Source organism: Streptomyces sp. ISL-96, assembly GCF_018614035.1.
Lineage (GTDB): Bacteria > Actinomycetota > Actinomycetes > Streptomycetales > Streptomycetaceae > Streptomyces.
The window spans coordinates 87,028-104,073 of the sequence record NZ_JAGGPA010000021.1; the positions used below are offsets into that span (position 1 = coordinate 87,028).

General features: G+C 69.3%; 12 protein-coding genes. 10 read left to right on the forward strand and 2 right to left on the reverse strand.

Going from position 1 to position 17,046, the window contains the following annotated elements; genetic code table 11:
* The first annotated feature begins 24 nt into the window (after positions 1 to 24).
* The 3 genes from J7E96_RS15275 to J7E96_RS15285 all read left to right on the forward strand — a co-directional run bounded on the left by J7E96_RS15275 (position 25) and on the right by J7E96_RS15285 (position 3,772).
* A complete protein-coding gene (locus J7E96_RS15275; protein WP_308295972.1) occupies positions 25 to 1,185 on the forward strand; it encodes a glycosyltransferase family 87 protein in 1,161 nt (386 codons plus the stop codon).
* 617 nt (positions 1,186 to 1,802) lie between these two features.
* The gene (locus J7E96_RS15280) at positions 1,803 to 3,332 is read left to right on the forward strand and encodes a gamma-glutamyl-gamma-aminobutyrate hydrolase family protein (RefSeq protein ID WP_251069929.1); all 1,530 of its coding nucleotides are present in this window, start codon (positions 1,803 to 1,805) and stop codon (positions 3,330 to 3,332) included.
* Positions 3,245 to 3,772: a hypothetical protein gene (locus J7E96_RS15285; RefSeq protein WP_251069930.1), complete on the forward strand. Its 528-nt coding sequence runs from the start codon at positions 3,245 to 3,247 to the stop codon at positions 3,770 to 3,772. The genes J7E96_RS15280 and J7E96_RS15285 overlap by 88 nt, the downstream gene beginning before the upstream one ends.
* Before the next feature lie 320 nt (positions 3,773 to 4,092).
* On the opposite strand, the gene J7E96_RS15290 is transcribed toward J7E96_RS15285, so the two are convergent.
* Positions 4,093 to 5,256 (reverse strand): magnesium and cobalt transport protein CorA, encoded by a 1,164-nt coding sequence (locus J7E96_RS15290; RefSeq protein ID WP_215131627.1) that lies wholly within the window; start codon positions 5,254 to 5,256, stop codon positions 4,093 to 4,095.
* 142 nt (positions 5,257 to 5,398) lie between these two features.
* Between J7E96_RS15290 and J7E96_RS15295 the strand changes: the two genes are divergently transcribed.
* The 3 genes from J7E96_RS15295 to J7E96_RS15305 all read left to right on the forward strand — a co-directional run bounded on the left by J7E96_RS15295 (position 5,399) and on the right by J7E96_RS15305 (position 10,009).
* Positions 5,399 to 6,532, forward strand: a complete 1,134-nt coding sequence (locus tag J7E96_RS15295; RefSeq protein WP_215131632.1) for a winged helix DNA-binding domain-containing protein — start codon at positions 5,399 to 5,401, stop codon at positions 6,530 to 6,532.
* A gap of 190 nt (positions 6,533 to 6,722) precedes the next feature.
* Positions 6,723 to 8,399 carry an AMP-binding protein gene (locus tag J7E96_RS15300; RefSeq protein WP_215131637.1) on the forward strand — a complete coding sequence of 559 codons (1,677 nt, stop codon included), beginning with the start codon at positions 6,723 to 6,725 and terminating at the stop codon, positions 8,397 to 8,399.
* The gene (locus J7E96_RS15305; RefSeq protein WP_215131642.1) at positions 8,396 to 10,009 is read left to right on the forward strand and encodes an AMP-binding protein; all 1,614 of its coding nucleotides are present in this window, start codon (positions 8,396 to 8,398) and stop codon (positions 10,007 to 10,009) included. The genes J7E96_RS15300 and J7E96_RS15305 overlap by 4 nt, the downstream gene beginning before the upstream one ends.
* Positions 10,010 to 10,197: 188 nt before the next feature.
* Here J7E96_RS15305 and J7E96_RS15310 read toward each other — a convergent pair whose 3' ends face one another.
* Positions 10,198 to 10,944 (reverse strand): hypothetical protein, encoded by a 747-nt coding sequence (locus J7E96_RS15310; RefSeq protein WP_215131647.1) that lies wholly within the window; start codon positions 10,942 to 10,944, stop codon positions 10,198 to 10,200.
* 230 nt (positions 10,945 to 11,174) lie between these two features.
* On the opposite strand from J7E96_RS15310, the gene gcl reads away from it, so the two are divergent.
* From gcl to J7E96_RS15330, 4 genes are all read left to right on the forward strand, one after another.
* Positions 11,175 to 12,959: a glyoxylate carboligase gene (gcl, locus tag J7E96_RS15315; protein ID WP_215131653.1), complete on the forward strand. Its 1,785-nt coding sequence runs from the start codon at positions 11,175 to 11,177 to the stop codon at positions 12,957 to 12,959.
* Between the two features lie 188 nt (positions 12,960 to 13,147).
* Positions 13,148 to 14,527: a vanadium-dependent haloperoxidase gene (locus tag J7E96_RS15320; RefSeq protein WP_308295973.1), complete on the forward strand. Its 1,380-nt coding sequence runs from the start codon at positions 13,148 to 13,150 to the stop codon at positions 14,525 to 14,527.
* 66 nt (positions 14,528 to 14,593) lie between these two features.
* Positions 14,594 to 15,838: a cytochrome P450 gene (locus J7E96_RS15325; RefSeq protein WP_215131658.1), complete on the forward strand. Its 1,245-nt coding sequence runs from the start codon at positions 14,594 to 14,596 to the stop codon at positions 15,836 to 15,838.
* 93 nt (positions 15,839 to 15,931) lie between these two features.
* Entirely contained in the window at positions 15,932 to 17,026 is a 1,095-nt protein-coding gene (locus J7E96_RS15330; protein ID WP_215131664.1) for a type III polyketide synthase, read from the forward strand.
* Positions 17,027 to 17,046: the final 20 nt, after the last annotated feature.

Below are 17,046 nucleotides of genomic sequence, written 5' to 3' on the forward strand. Positions count from 1 at the left end.
TGGGCGGTGGCTGCGGTGTGGTTCGTGACCCGGTTGTGGCTGGTACCGGCGGCGCTCAAGCTGCCGACGTTCACTGGAGGCGGCTCGCTGGACCCGTCGGTGGACCGGATGTACCGGGGCTGGTACGCCGTACTGTCCTCGGGGACGTTTCCCGTGAACGACGTGAGCTGGCAGTACCCGCCGGGCGCCGCGTTGCCAATTCTCGCTCCTGGCCTGGTGCCCGTTCTGGACTACGGCCAGGCGTTCATCGTGACGAGCGCGTTGTGCGACGCGCTGATCACGGTGGGGCTGCTGTACGCCGCCGTACGCCACGGCCGGCCGTTCGCCGGGGTATGGCTGTGGACCGTCGCAATGGCGGTGCTGAGTACGTTGCCGTGGAACCGGTTCGACCTTCAGGTGACGGCGGTCGCGATGGCCGCGCTCGCGGCTGCCGCGTCCCGGCGGGTCTGGGCGGACCGGGTGTTCGGCGCACTGATCGCGCTGGGAGCGCTCATCAAGGTGTGGCCCGTGCTGCTGCTGGTGGGTACGGAACGTGGGCGACGTACCCGTGTGGCTTGGCTGTCGATGGCCGTGGCCGGGGGAGCTCTGGTGGCCGGCTTCGCGTTGGCTGTGCCGCACGCGCTGGGGTTTCTGACGGCACAGAGGTCGCGGGGCGTCCAGATCGAGTCGGTGGGTGCGCTGCCGTTCCACGTGGCGCGGCATTTCGGCTGGAGCGGCACCTGGGCCGCGAAGGACGGGTCGCACGAGTTCGTGGGGCCGTACGTCGGGCTGGTGAGCGTGGTGATGCAAGGGCTGACGGTGCTGGCGTTCGGCTGGCTGCTGTGGTGGCGGTGGCGCTCGGTGCGGACGGCGCCGTGGATGCTCGCGGACGCGGCACTGACCGCCGTGCTGCTGTTCGTAGTGACGAGCCGCGTCATCAGCCCGCAGTATCTGGTGTGGCTGGTGGGACTGGCGGCGGTGTGCCTGTTGCGGCGGGAGACGTCGCAGCGGCCGGTCGCCTGGCTGCTGCTGGCCGCATGCCTGTTCACGACGCTCGGATTTCCACTGCTGTACCGGGAGTTGCGGGACAACGGGGATCCGTTGGCCGTCGCGAACCTCTTCGCTCGCGACCTGCTGCTGGTCGGAGCGGCGGCGCTGTCCGCCGTCCGGCTATGGCGGGCAGGAGTACCAGCGCGGCAGCCGTGAGGCATCAGCAGGGCCCGCACCAGCCATCGTCCAGCCGACGAACGCTACCTTCCAAGCGTGCGTCTGAGATGGTCATTCGTACGGTATGGCTGTGAGCTTGTCGCCGTCTGATGGCTCAAATGACTTGGCCGCCCGGAACCCAGCGACGACACGGTCAAGCGCATCGACGAGCGTGTTCGCCGTGGACAAGTGCAACTCCGCGGTGGCCACCTGTACTTCACCGTGCCAAAGGGTGGTAAGAGGGCGCAACCCTGCGGCGGCTCGGCGGGGTCCGCCGGTAAAGCCTCAAACAACCTCTCAGCTGCCCAACAGCCGCAACTGCAACGGTGAGGCTAGTGACCTGAGTCGGAGGTTCGTCGTTGGGTGGGTATGACTTGTCCGGGACCGAAGATTCCGTATTTGTCGGTGAATGATGCCCGGAGAGCCGGCTCGCCAGTCTGATGGCCATCACCTACGACGAGAGCCCCCCGCCATCGTCGACAACGACGCATTGGCCGCCTACGCGCAGAGCAAGGGACGTACTGCCAAGCGCCTCTTCCTCAGATAGGCCCCGCGCCTGTGACGGGCCCACCTGAGCCGTCCGCCCAGATCCTCTCACCGAGAAAGTGCTGGCCACCATGCGCACTCTCCTGATCGACAACTACGACTCCTTCACCTACAACCTGTTCCAGTACATCGGCGAGGTCAACGGTTGCCCGCCGGTCGTCATACGCAACGACGACGACTGGTCCCGCGTGGAGGTCGCCGACTTCCACGCGATCGTCATCTCGCCCGGCGCCGGCCGCCCGGAGCGCGCCCGCGACTTCGGCATCAGCCGGCGCGCCATCGAAGAGAGCGGGCTGCCCGTCCTCGGCGTCTGCCTCGGCCACCAGGGCATCGCCCAGCTCTTCGGCGCCAACGTCGGCTTGGCGCCCGTCCCAATGCACGGGCGCGTATCCGAGATCCGGCACACCGGCACCGACCTCTTCAAGGGGCTGCCCTCGCCGCTGCCCGTGGTGCGCTACCACTCCCTGGCCGTCACCGATCTGCCCCCGGAGCTGGAGGCGGTCGCCTGGACCGACGACGGCGTGGTCATGGGGCTGCAGCACCGCGAAAGGCCCTTGTGGGGTGTGCAGTTCCACCCCGAATCCATCGGCAGTGAGGGTGGCCGGGAAATCCTGGCAAACTTCCGCGACCTGGCCTTCGCCGGCAAACGCCGCGCGGCCCCGCAGCTGTTCGCCGAGTCCGCTGACGCCCCCGCCTACCCCTACCGGGTGCGCGTGCGCGAGATCGGTGAACTGCCCGACGCCGAACTCGTCTACGAGGCGTTCTTCGCCGGCTCCGACTCGTCCTTCTGGTTGGACAGCAGCTCCGTTGTCGACGGGCTCTCCCGCTTCTCCTTCCTCGGCAGCGCGGACGGCCCGCTGGGTGAGTACCTCACCTACAGCGTCAGCGACAAGACGGTAACTCTGCGCGACTCCGACGGCCGACGCACCGAGATCCACCGTCCGTTCTTCTCCTACCTGGAGGAACAGCTCGGCCGACGCAACATCCCGGTCCCGGAGGGCCTGCCCTTCGAGTTCAACCTCGGCTACGTCGGCTACCTCGGGTACGAGCTGAAGGCCGAGACGATCGGCGACGACGTGTACCGCTCCGACCACCCGGACGCAGCCCTGGTGTTCGTCGACCGGATGATCGTCCTGGACCACCGGGAACGGCGCACGTATGTGCTCTGTCTCGCTCCGCACGGCCACGACCGGGCCTCCGACTCCTGGCTGGACGACACCGCGGCGCGGCTGACCGAGCTCACCGCGCGGGGCGTCCCGGCGGGCAGCGTGCCCGTCCTCTTCGGCGGCAACCTCGGCTTCGGCGGCGCCAGTTCTTCCGCACCTCGGCGGAGTGGCGCTTCGGGACATCTCCGCGACCGTCCTGCGCGGCTACATCGCCGCGCTCGAAGGCGCAGCGCACCGCGGTACGCCCGGCAAATCCTCACCACCCTCTCGAACATTCTCGAGACGGCGATCGACGACAAGCGGCTCGTCCGCACCCCCTGCGTGCCAAGTCGGTCCGCTGGCCCAAGGTGCCCGAGGAGCAGCGGGAGGCGTGGCCGCTGGAGACCGCGCAGCGCGTGCGGGACGGCATCAACCCGCGCTACCGGATCGCGGTAATCGTCGCCCTCGGGTGCGGCCTGCGCCAGGGCGAGGTGTTCGGGCTCTCGCCGCAGGACGTCGACTTCGAGCGCGGCGTCATCCGTGTGCGCCGCCAGGTGCAACTTCGCCATGGACGCATGTACTTCGCGCTGCCGAAAGGCGGGAAGACACGCGTCGTCGACACGCCCGGCTCGGTCGCGGCCGAGTTGGCCGGCCAATTCCTGGAGCTTCCGGCCGTCGAGGTCGAGCTGCCGTCGGGCGGCCCGGAGCCCGAGCGGGAGAGGCGGGCCTTCCCGCTCGTCCTGACCACGACGTATGGCAACGCGATCCGGGCGAACATCTTCAACGTCGAGGTGTGGAAGCCCGCGCTCGCGCGCGGCACGTCCGGGTGGTCGGCGTGGGGCAAGTCGGCGCGCTTGACCGCGGAGAAGAGCAGGATCACAGCGAGTGCGGGATGAGGACCAACCTCGGCCAGGTCTCGAGGGTCACCGACTGTGATGTGCGGCGACATTGGTGAGCCGGGCCGAGGGTGGTCGACTGGACAGTGGGGTGGCTTGATGCTGCGGACTCGGGGCACGGCTGGCGGCTCCGGCTCTCCCCAGATTCTCCCCACGCTCGTGGCGCCTCAAAATTCACAGGTCAGACGCCCCTTGAGGGGAGGGTGAGGAGATCACCCGCATCACTTCTCCCCAGGGACTCCCCAGCGCCCATATGACCGTTTCGCTCGGGAGGTGCAGAAGCAAACACTGTGCGCCGGGTGAGCGGGGTCGATCGACCGCTATAGCCAGTCCCGACGCTTGAAAATCACGTACAGACTGGTGCAAACGGCCCCCATCAAGCCGATCGCGAAGGGGTAACCCAAGCCCCAGTGCAGCTCCGGCATAGTGTCGAAGTTCATGCCGTAGATAGTTCCAACGAGTGTGGGTGCAAAGAGGATTGCGGCCCAGGCTGAAATCTTCTTGATCTCCTCGTTCTGCTCGAAGCCCGCCTCGGCCAGCGCCCGCATCTCCGCGTTCTGCTGCTGCGTGACCAGCGTGGCGTTGACCGTGAGGATGTCGGCCAAGGCCTGGCGGAAGCCGTCGACGCGCTCGCTGGTGTGCGTGACGTGGTCGGCCACGTCGCGCAGGTAGCGCTGGAGTTCCTCGTCCGTACGGTACTTCGCGAAGCCCGCCATCAGACCGTGCAGCATGCCTACCAGAGGGCGGGTGGCGCGCTGGAACTCGACCATTTCGCGGGAGAGTTCATAGATGCGGCGGGAAACCTCGGGGTCGCCGCGGAAGACCTCGGTCTCGATCTCGTCGATGTCGTTCTGTACGCCCTCGACGACCGGGGCGTACCCGTCGACCACGGCGTCGAGGATCGCGTACAGCACCGCCTCCGGCCCCAGCGCCAGCAGCTCGGGGGCGTCCTCCATGCGCCTGCGTACGACGGTGAGGTCGGGCGCCGCGCCGTGGCGGACCGTGATGACGAAGTCCCGGCCCACGAAGACGTGCAGCTCGCCGAAGTCGACCTCCTCCGCCGAGTCGATGTAGCGCGCCGCGCGCAGTACGACGAAGAGCGTATCCCCGTAACGCTCCAGCTTCGGGCGCTGATGGGCCTCCAGGGCATCCTCGACGGCGAGCGGATGCAGGTCGAACTCGGCGGCGAGGGAGTGGATTTCGTCCTCGGACGGACGGTGCAGGCCGATCCAGGCCATGCCGGACGGGTGCTGGCGCAGCTGGCGGAAGGTTTCGGCGAGCGAGTCGGGGGTGGAGACGCGACGGCCGTCGCGGTAGAGCGCGGCGTGCACGACGCTGGCGCCGTTGCGCCGTACGCCGTCTGGGGACGCGGCGGCGCCGTCGGGCGACGGCGGACCGGCGGGAGGGACGGGCGGTGCCGGGGGCTGCCTGCGCCAGGCGTTCTTCCTCGGGGACAGTGCGGCACGGACGCGTCGCTCCGTCATCGCAGATCTCACCTCCCGCGTCGGTGGGGCGCGTGCGAAGGCGCGCCGTCGGGCACGGGCAGGATATACGCCCCAAATGTCGTCGGCGTAGTTCTGTCACCGCGGACGGAAAGTGTCCGCAAGTATCAGTAGCGTGCTGAGCATGGCCCCGCAGACGACGAACCCCGCACCGGCACCGGCCGTACTCAGCACCCGCGCACTCAACCGCGCCACCCTGGCGCGCCAGCTCCTGCTCCGGCGTACCGCGATGTCCGCCAAGGACGCCGTCGGGCACCTCGTCGGCCTCCAGGCGCAGAACACCAAGCCGCCGTACTACCAGCTCGCCGCGCGACTGGAGGGCTTCGACCCCGAGGAGCTGTCCGAGCTGATGGCATCCCGCGAGGTCGCGCGGCTCGTGACCCTGCGCTCCACCCTCCACACGCATACCGCCGACGACTGCCTCACGCTGCGCCCGCTCGTCCAGGGCGCGCGCGAGCGCGAACTCCAGATGTTCCGCAAGGGGCTCACGGGCGTGGATCTGGAACGACTGGTGGCCATGACCCGCGAGTTCGTCGAGGAGCGGCCCAGGACGCTGAAGGAGATCCGGGAGCTGCTGCTCAAGGAGTGGCCCGACGCCGAGCCGCTCGCCCTGGGAGTCGCCGCGCGCTGCCTGCTGCCGCTCGTGCAGGTCACACCGCGCGGCCTGTGGGGGCGCAGCGGCCAGGTCGCGCTGACCACCGCCGAGCAGTGGTTCGGCCGGGAGTCGCAGCCGGCCCCGACGCCCGACGCGACCGTACTGCGCTACCTCGCGGCCTTCGGCCCCGCCTCGGTCAAGGACATGCAGACCTGGTGCGGGCTGACGCGGCTGCGGGAGGCGTTCGAACGGCTCCGGCCGCGGCTCGTCACCTTCCAGGACGTGTACGGCGTCGAGCTCTTCGACCTCCCGGACGCGCCCCGGCCGGACGAGGACACTCCGGCGCCGCCGCGGTTCCTGCCGGAGTACGACAACGTGCTGCTGTCCCACGCGGACCGCACGCGCGTGGTGCCGGCGGAGTACAAGGTGCGGACCTGGAAGGGCAACCAGAGCCACTCCACGTTCCTGGTGGACGGGTTCCTGGCGGGCATCTGGCGGCTGGAGGAGGCGAAGGGCGGCGACGCCGCGACCATGACGATCGAGCCCTTCGGCACGCTCGGCCGGGCGCAGCGGGCGGCGCTGGTGGAGGAGGGTGAGTATGTCCTGGCCACGATGACGTCGGCCGCCGCGCGCGACGTACGGTTCGGCGTCGTCTCGGCGTAGCGCTCCGGCTTGGGGCGGGGAAGGGGCGGGGTGGGGAAGCAACTCACGGCAGCAGGCCCGCGCGGCGGGCCGCTACCACCGCCTCGGTGACATCCCCCACGAGGGTTTCCCTTCACCCCCGTACGCGGGTAGTGAGATCAGGTCACTGATTACACGATGTCAGGGAGCGGTCCGGCAACGAGGAGGACGCATGGCGGCACGAGGCGGCGCTACGGAGCAATTCCGCGCGGCACGGGACTTTCTGCTCCAGCACCGGGAGGACTACAAGGCGGCGTACGAAGGCTTCGTCTGGCCGCGCCCCGAGCGGTTCAACTGGGCGCTCGACTGGTTCGACCGGATCGCCGAGGGCAACGGCAGGACCGCACTGCACATCGTGGAGGAGGACGGCCGGCGCACCGAGATCTCCTTCGAGGCGCTGTCGGCGCGCTCCGGGCAAGTCGCCAACTGGCTGCGCGCGCAGGGCGTCGGGCCCGGCGACCGCGTCCTTGTCATGCTCGGCAACCAGGTGGAGCTGTGGGAGACCGCCCTCGCCGCGATGAAGCTGCGCGCCGTGGTCATCCCGGCTACGCCGCTGCTCGGGGTCGCCGATCTGCGGGACCGCATCGAGCGCGGCAGGGCCCGGCACGTGATCGTGCGGGGCGAGGACGCGGCGAAGTTCGACGACGTACCGGGGGACTACACCCGGATTGTTGTGGGCGGCCACGAGGGCCCGCTGTCGTACGCCGATTCCTACCGCAGCCCGGAAGCCTTCGTGCCCGACGGCGTGACCAACGCCACCGACCCACTGATGCTTTACTTCACCTCCGGTACGACCGCCCGCCCCAAGCTCGTCGAGCACACCCATGTGTCGTACCCCATCGGGCACTTGGCGACGATGTACTGGATCGGACTCAAGCCCGGCGACGTCCATCTCAACATCTCCTCGCCCGGCTGGGCCAAGCACGCCTGGTCCAATCTCTTCGCCCCGTGGAACGCCGAGGCGACGGTCTTCATCCACAACTACACGCGCTTCGACCCGGCCAGGCTGATGGCCGAGATGGACCGCGCGGGCGTCACGAGTTTCTGCGCCCCGCCCACCGTGTGGCGCATGCTGATCCAGGCGGACCTCGGACAGCTGCGTACGCCGCCGCGCGAGGCCCTGGCGGCCGGCGAGCCGCTGAACCCCGAGGTCATCGAGACGGTGCGGCGCGCGTGGGGCGTGACGATCAGGGACGGCTTCGGGCAGACAGAAACGGCCGTCCAGGTCGCCAACACGCCGGGCCAGCGGCTCCTCGCCGGTTCCATGGGGCGGCCCAGCCCCGGTTACGTCGTCGAACTGCTCGACCCGGTCACGGGGGAGCCGGGCGTGAGCGAGGGTGAGATCTGTCTTGATCTCTCGGCGGATCCGGTCGGGCTGATGACCGGCTACCACGGCGATCCGGAGCGTACGGCGGAGGCGATGGCCGGCGGCTACTACCGGACCGGTGACATCGGCTCGCGGGACGCTGACGGATATGTGACCTACGTCGGTCGTTCCGACGACGTTTTCAAGGCCTCCGACTACAAGATCTCGCCGTTCGAGCTGGAGAGCGCGCTGCTCGAACACGAGGCGGTGGCCGAGGCGGCGGTCGTGCCCGCGCCCGACCCGCTGCGGCTGGCCGTGCCGAAGGCGTACGTCGTACTCGCGGAGGGGTGGGAGCCGGGACCCGACACGGCCAAGGTGCTCTTCGCGCACTCGCGGTCGGTGCTCGCGCCGTACCAGCGGATCCGGCGGATCGAGTTCGCCGAGCTGCCGAAGACGGTGTCCGGCAAGATCCGCCGGATCGAGCTGCGTGAGCGTACGGCGAAGGGCTCGTCGGCGGAGTACGACGAAGGAGACCTGCGATGAGCCCGAACCCGAACTCCTACATCCATGGCACCGGTTCCGTGCCGCTCCTCGGCGACACCATTGGCCAGAACCTCGACCGGGCCATCGCGGCGTACCCGGAGCGGGAGGCGCTGGTCGATGTCGCGGCGGGGACCCGCTGGACGTACGCCGAATTCGGCTCCGCCGTCGACCAGTTGGCGCGCGGGCTGCTCGGGACGGGGGTCGCCAAGGGCGACCGGGTCGGAATCTGGGCGGTGAACTGCGCGGACTGGGTGCTCGTGCAGTACGCCACCGCCCGGATCGGCGCGATCATGGTGAACATCAACCCGGCGTACCGGGCGCACGAGCTGGCGTACGTGCTCAAGCAGGCCGGGATCTCGGTCCTGTTCGCCTCGCAGTCCCACAAGACGAGCGACTACCGCGCGCTGGTCGGCCAGGTGCGGCCGGACTGCCCGGCGCTGCGGGCGGTGCACTTCATCGACGACTGCTCGTGGGACGTGCTCCTCGATGCGGCGCAGGCGGTTACGGACGAACAACTGGCTGCCCGCGAGGCGGAGTTGTCCTGCGACGATCCGGTCAACATCCAGTACACCTCGGGTACGACCGGCTTCCCGAAGGGCGCCACCCTCTCCCACCACAACATCCTCAACAACGGTTACTTCGTGGGCGAGATGGTGGGCTACACCGAGCAGGACCGCATCTGCCTGCCCGTGCCCTTCTACCACTGCTTCGGCATGGTCATGGGCAACCTGGCGGCCACCTCGCACGGCGCGTGCATCGTCGTCCCCGCCCCGTCCTTCGACCCGGCCGCCACCCTCCGGGCCGTACAGGAGGAGCGCTGTACGTCGCTCTACGGCGTCCCGACGATGTTCATCGCCGAGCTGGGGCTCCCGGACTTCCCGGCGTACGACCTGTCCTCCCTGCGCACCGGCATCATGGCGGGCTCGCCCTGTCCGGTGGAGGTGATGAAGCGGGTGGTCGCCGAGATGCACATGGCCGAGGTGTCCATCTGCTACGGCATGACGGAGACCTCCCCGGTCTCCACCCAGACCCGCCGCGACGACGACCTGGAGCGCCGTACGGGCACGGTGGGCCGGGTCATGCCGCATGTCGAGATCAAGGTTGTCGACCCGGCGACGGGGGTGACGCTGCCGCGCGGCGAGGCGGGCGAGCTGTGCACCCGCGGCTACAGCGTGATGCTCGGCTACTGGGACGAGCCGCAGAAGACGGCGGACGTCATCGACGCGGGCCGCTGGATGCACACGGGTGACCTGGCGGTGGTCCGCGAGGACGGGTACGTCCAGATCGTCGGGCGCATCAAGGACATGATCATCAGGGGTGGCGAGAACGTCTATCCGCGCGAGATCGAGGAGTTCCTCTACAGCCACCCCAAGATTTCCGACGTCCAGGTGGTAGGCCTCCCTGACGCGCGGTACGGCGAGGAGATCCTGGCCTGCGTCATCCCGCGGGACGCGGGTGATCCGCCGACGCTGGACGAGCTGACCGCGTACTGCCGCGACCAGCTCGCCCACTACAAGATCCCGCGACGCCTGGAGATCATGGACGCGTTCCCGATGACGGTCAGCGGCAAGGTCAGAAAGGTCGAGCTGCGGGAGCGGTACCAGGATTAGATACGGCCTGCCTGGTCGTGCCCACGCAATCGCCGGACGGGCTCTATGGAGCCCCTCCGGCGATTGAGGAGCGGGGTCTGGGGCGGAGCCCCTCACGCGGCGGAGCCGCAAAGTGTCACAGCGGGAAGGGGCGGGGTGGGGAACAAGCCCGCCGCAGGCGCCCGCGCCCCCCTTACGCGCCCCAGCCCTTACGCGCCCGTGCTGACCAGCTCGTCCGCCGGGCGGTTGACCGGCTGGGGAGTCCCCGTGAGGTCCATGACGAAGAGGGGGACCCCGAGCGCGTCCGCGCGGGCGCGCGCGTCGTCGGCGTACCCGGCGAGCGAGAAGAACACGCTCACCGCCGACGCGCTGAGCCCGTGGAGCCACAGGCACTCGACGTCGCGCAGGCCGGCGGGGCGGGTGGTCGGGTCGACCTGGGCGACCAGGCCGGGTCCGCGCAGGTCGATGCCGGAGGCGGGGCGCTCGGGGGACTGCATGATGTCGCGGAATCCGAGCCACTTCAGGTAGAGCGCCGCCGCGGTCACCGCGTCCCGCCCGGTCCTGATCGTCATCGGCCGGAACTTCGGACGCGGGGGAGCCGCGGTCGGCGGCAGCGGGATGTGGGACGGATAGCCGGTGGGGGAGGTCGGCGGCTGTCCGCCGGCGGTGGCGGCCGTAGGCGGTGCGGGGCGCGGAACGGGGCGTACCGGAATGCGCAGCACCGCCCCGCAGGCGCATCCCAGCTCCGGCTGCGGCCACTGGCCCTGGCGCCCGCACGCGTCGCACCGGACCGTGACCCACGCGTCGGTCCAGGTGCGGTGCGTGATCCGCTCCGGGGCCGCGCCCCGTAACAGCGGCGGTGCCAGCGGCTCCCCGCACGCGCACGGGAAGACCGGCGGCGTGAAGGTGTGCTGGCGACGGCATGCCGGGCAGCGCACCGGCACGTTCTCTCCCATGACCGTCCCCCTCGGACCGGTACGTGTGACTGCGGTACGTCGCCCATCGTCCACCAAGAGCGACCCCTTGGGGAGGGACTTCAACCAATGCCCGCTCTTGACGCGGGACGGACCTCACCCTAGATTGCTTCCGTATAGCAGAATTGAAATTCCGCATTATGGAAACCATGGAGTGACGGTCACCTGCCCGCAGCGGTGAGTCACTCCGACTGGCCGAGCAGGAGTACGCGATGCCTCGAATGACCGCAGCCCGAGCCGCAGTTGAGATCCTCAAGCGCGAAGGCGTCAGCAACGCGTTCGGTGTGCCGGGCGCGGCGATCAACCCGTTCTACAAGGCCCTCAAAGAGGGCGGTGGCATCCACCACACGCTCGCCCGCCATGTCGAGGGCGCATCCCACATGGCCGAGGGCTACACCCGCGCCAAGGCGGGCAACATCGGTGTCTGCATCGGTACGTCCGGCCCCGCCGGCACCGACATGATCACCGGTCTCTACTCGGCGATCGCGGACTCGATCCCGATCCTGTGCATCACCGGTCAGGCCCCGGTCGCGAAGCTCCACAAGGAAGACTTCCAGGCCGTCGACATCGCCTCGATCGCCAAGCCGGTCACCAAGGCCGCCACCACGGTCCTCGAGGCCGCCCAGGTGCCGGGCGTCTTCCAGCAGGCGTTCCACCTGATGCGCTCCGGCCGTCCCGGCCCGGTCCTCATCGACCTGCCGATCGACGTGCAGCTGACCGAGATCGAGTTCGACCCGGAGACCTACGAGCCGCTGCAGCCCTACAAGCCGCAGGCGACCCGCGCCCAGGCCGAGAAGGCCATCCAGTTCCTGCTGGAGTCCGAGCGCCCGCTGATCATCTCCGGTGGCGGCATCATCAACGCCGACGCCTGTGACCTGCTGGTCGAGTTCGCCGAGCTGACCGGCGTCCCGGTCATCTCCACCCTGATGGGCTGGGGCACCATCCCCGACGACCACGAGCTGAGCGCCGGCATGGTCGGCGTGCAGACCTCGCACCGCTACGGCAACGCGACCTTCCTGGAGTCGGACTTCGTCCTCGGCATCGGCAACCGCTGGGCCAACCGCCACACCGGTTACAACCTGGAGGCCTACACCAAGGGCCGGAAGTTCGTCCACGTCGACATCGAGCCCACCCAGATCGGCAAGATCTTCGCCCCGGACTTCGGCATCGCCTCCGACGCCAAGGCCGCACTGGAGCTGTTCATCCAGATCGCGAAGGAGCTCAAGGCCGAGGGCAAGCTGCCTGACTTCAGCGCGTGGGCCGCCTCCGCCCAGGAGCGCAAGGCCACCCTGCAGCGCCGTACGCACTTCGACAACATCCCGATGAAGCCGCAGCGCGTGTACGAGGAGATGAACAAGGCCTTCGGCCCGGAGACGCGCTACGTCACCACCATCGGCCTCTCCCAGATCGCCGGCGCGCAGATGCTGCACGTCTACCGGCCGCGCAACTGGATCAACTGCGGTCAGGCCGGCCCGCTGGGCTGGACCATCCCGGCCGCGATCGGCGCAGCCACCGCCGACCCGGACACCCCGATCGTCGCGCTCTCCGGCGACTACGACTTCCAGTTCATGATCGAGGAGCTCGCGGTCGCCGCGCAGCACAAGGTTCCCTACGTCCACGTCCTGGTGAACAACGCCTACCTGGGCCTGATCCGTCAGGCGCAGGGCGGCCTGGGCATCAACTTCGAGGTCAACCTCGAGTTCGAGAACATCAACACCCCGGAGATCGGCGTCTACGGTGTCGACCACATCAAGGTCGCCGAGGGCCTGGGCGTCAAGGCCATCCGCGTCACCGACCCGAACGAGCTGGGTGCCGCCTTCGAGGAGGCCAAGAAGCTCGCCGCCGAGTACAGCGTCCCGGTGGTCGTCGAGGCCATCCTGGAGCGCATCACCAACATCTCGATGAGCAAGACGGTCGACATGAGCGACGTCACCGAGTTCGAGGAGATCGCCACCGAGCCGGGCCACGCCCCGACGGCGATCCGCCCGCTCGTCTGACGCACGCCGCTCTCCGCTCCGCCCCGAGGCCCGGCCTGCTCCCGCGAGCAGGCCGGGCCTCGGTCGCTTCGCCGGGGCGTACACCTCATTGCGTGCTTCCGCTTGCGGAGCCCCGGCTTAGCGGTTGATCTTGATCCAGCGTCTCATCCGCTGCCAATCCGGTCATACCGCTTCAAGTGGAGTGCTCTGTGCGCCAGAACTTCCCTTTGCCTTCCCGCCCTTCCCGGGCTTCCCGTTCGGGTGTACGAGCCGTCGTCGGCATCGTCGCCACGCTCGCACTCGTCGCCATCCCCGGCGTGGGCGGACCCACCGCCGCCGCCGACAGCCGTCGGGCACCTTCGGCCGACCCCGCGGCGGTCCGCCACTGGAACGCCATCACCACCCAGACCATCAGCGCCAACCTCGGCGCCATGCACCCCTCCGGGCAGGTGGCCATCTGGCACGGGTTCGTCTCCGCCGCCGTCTACAACGCGGTGGTCGGCATCCAGGGCCGGTACGACCTGTACAAGTGGAAGGCGAGAGGGCCCTCCACCGCGTCACCCGAGGCAGCGGCCGTGACCGCCGCCCACCGCGTGCTGCTCGCCTACTTCCCCGCCTCGCAGACCCGGCTCGACGCCGAGTACGCCAAGTCCCTCGCCAAGATCCCCGACGGCCGTGCCGAGAAGCAGGGCGTGGCCTTCGGGGAACGCGCCGCCGAACACGTCGTCAAGCTGCGCGAGGGCGACGGCCGGTACGAACCGGTCGAGTACACCGCGCCGCCCGAACCCGGTCTCTGGCGGCCCACCCCGCCCGCCCATCGGCCCTTCGTCGACGCCTGGCTCGGCACGATGCGCCCGCTGCTGCTCGAGTCCCCGAACCAGGTCCGTCCCGGCCCCCCGCCCGCTCTCTCCTCGGCCCGCTACGCCCAGGACGTGAACGAGATCAAGGCCATGGGGGCGAAGACGGGATCGAGCAGAACCGCGCGCCAGACCGAGACCGCCCTTTTCTTCGGTGGCAACCTGATGGTGCAGTTCCAGACAGCCTTCCGGGACTACGCCGCCCGCCACCGCCTCGGCATCGCCGACACGGCGCGGCTCTTCGCCGCGGCGAACACCTCGGCGGCCGACGCCGTCGTCACGGCCTGGGACTCCAAGCTCCACTACGCCTTCTGGCGGCCGGTCACCGCCATTCACCAGGCCGGCACCGACGACAACCCCGAGACCGAAGCCGACCCGCGGTGGCAGCCGCTGCTCCTCACGCCCCCGCACCCCGACTACATCAGCGGCCACGCGGCGGTCGCCGGCGCCGTACTGCGGACCGTGGCCGGGGTTCTCGGCACCTCACGCATCGACCTCAACGTCCGCTCCGAGGCCATTGCCACCACACGGCACTACGAGTACGCCGACCGGTTCAACAAGGACATGGCCGATGCCCGCGTGTGGGGCGGAATCCACTTCCGCAGCGCCGACATCGCCGGGTGCGAGGCCGGCAACCGCATCGCGGACTGGGCGCTGGCCCACTACTTCAAGCCGGTACGCCGGTCGATGCCGCCGGGCTCACTGTCGCCTCTTCCCAAGTGTCCGAGCTGAAGTCCGAATCTCCCTCTAATCGGTTAACTAACCCGCATGGGGACATGACCGTCCCCCCGTTTGGGGATGTGTGTCGGACATCGCCCGCACACCGTCTGGAGCAACGTGGAGACCACCGGCACCGTATGGAGCTGTCCCTTCGACTACGCGGAGGCCCTCGAGTTCGACCCGCAGCTCAGGCAGCTGCTGGAGACCGAACCCGTGGCCCGCATCCGGATGCCGTACGGCGACGGCGAGGCCTGGCTCGTCACCCGCTACGAGGACGTGCGCACCGTCACCACCGACCGGCGGTTCAGCCGCAGCGCCGTCAAGGGCCGCGACTTCCCCCGGATGACGCCCGAGCCGATCGTGCAGTCCGAGTCGATCAATCTGATGGACCCGCCGGTGAGCAGCAGGCTGCGCAGCCTGGTCGCCAAGAGTTTCGCGCCGCGCCATGTGGAGCGGATGCGGCAGCGGACCCAGAGCGTCGTGGACCAGATGCTCGACCGAATGGCGGACCTCGGCTCACCCGCCGACCTCGTCGAACATGTGGCGGCGCCCCTGCCGCTCATGACGATCTGTGAAGTGCTCGCCATCCCCGAGGACGACCGGCCGCGGCTGCGCGCCCACGCACTCACCATGATGAACGTGAGCGCCGCCAACCGGGAGGCGGCCGTCCGCTCCAAGGCCGAGCTGCGCGCCTACTTCGCCGAGCTCAGCGCCGAGCGGCGCCGCGCACCCGGCGACGACATGATCAGCACGCTGGCCACCGCCCGCGACGGTGCGGAACTCCTCGACGACGACGAGCTGGCGGTCATGTCGATGGTTCTGCTCATCACCGGTCAGGACACCACGACGTACGAGATCGGGAACATCGCGTACACGCTGCTCACCCGCCCGGACGTGCTCGACGTACTCCGTGCGCGTCCCTCGGTCCTCCCGGCGGCGATCGAGGAGCTTCTGCGCTTCATCCCCTTCCGCAAGGGCGTCGGCATCCCGCGGATCGCCACCGAGGACGTGGAGCTGAGCGGGGTACTGATCCGGGCCGGTGACGTCGTCCACGTCTCGTACCTCACCGCCAACCGGGACGAGCGCAAGTTCGACCGGCCCGACGAGCTGGACGTGGACCGGCCCACCGTTCCCCACATGACCTTCGGCTGGGGAGCGCACCACTGCCTCGGGGCGCCCCTCGCCGCGATGGAACTGGAGGTCGTGTTCGCCGCGCTCCTCGACCGCTTCCCCCGGCTGCGGCTGGCGGTGGAGCCGGCGGAGGTGCGCTGGAACACGACATCGATCTGGCGCTATCCGCTCAGCCTGCCCGTCACGTGGTGACGATCGCCCGTGTGACGACCACCCGTGCGACGACCGCCCCGTGGTGACGACCGCCCGGCGATACCGCTGCCCGGCATGAGACAAGGAAAACCCATGGCCACACTGTGCCGACCGTCCGTTGCCGTACCCGACCACGTCATCACGATGGAGCAGACGCTCGCGCTGGCCCGTGAGACGCACGCGGACCATCCGCAGCGGGGCCTCGTCCTGCGCCTCATCGAGAACACGGGTGTCCGCACCCGACATATCGTGCAGCCGATCGAAGACACCCTCCGGCACCCCGGATTCGAGATCCGCAATCAGCTGTACGAGGCCGAGGCCAAGGCGCGTGTCCCCGGCGTCGTACGCGAGGCGCTCGCCCACGCCGAGGTGGAGCCCGGCGATATCGACCTGATCGTCTATGTCTCCTGCACCGGCTTCATGATGCCGTCGCTGACCGCCTGGCTGATCAATACGATGGGCTTCCGCTCGGAGACCAGACAGCTGCCCATCGCCCAGCTCGGCTGCGCGGGGGGCGGTGCGGCGATCAACCGCGCGCATGATTTCTGTACGGCGTATCCGCAGGCCAATGTGCTGATCGTGTCCTGCGAGTTCTGCTCGCTGTGCTACCAGCCGACCGACCTGGGGGTGGGCTCGCTGCTCTCCAACGGCCTGTTCGGCGACGCGATTTCCGCGGCCGTGGTGCGGGGGCAGGGCGGCGTCGGGATGCGGATCGAGCGCAACGGCTCCCATCTGGTGCCCCATACGGAGGACTGGATCTCGTACGCCGTCCGGGACACCGGGTTCCACTTCCTGCTGGACAAGCGGGTCCCAGGAACCATGGAGATGCTGGCCCCTGCGCTCAAGTCGCTCGTGTCCCAGCACAGTTGGGAGGTCGCCCAGATGGACTTCTTCATCGTCCACGCGGGCGGGCCGCGCATCCTCGACGACCTGTGCCACTACCTGGACCTCCCGCCGGAGATGTTCCGGTTCAGCAGGGCCACGCTCACCGAACGCGGGAACATCGCCAGCTCGGTGGTCTTCGACGCGCTGGCCCGGCTGTTCGAGGAGGGCACCGTCGAGAACGGCGCCGGCGGGCTCATCGCCGGGTTCGGACCCGGCATCACGGCCGAGACCGCCATCGGCCGGTGGGTGGGCGCCACCCCGGTCGCGGCCCACGCCGTGGAGGCGGCCGTGCCGGTCGGCTGACAAACGCCTGAAGGGCGCGG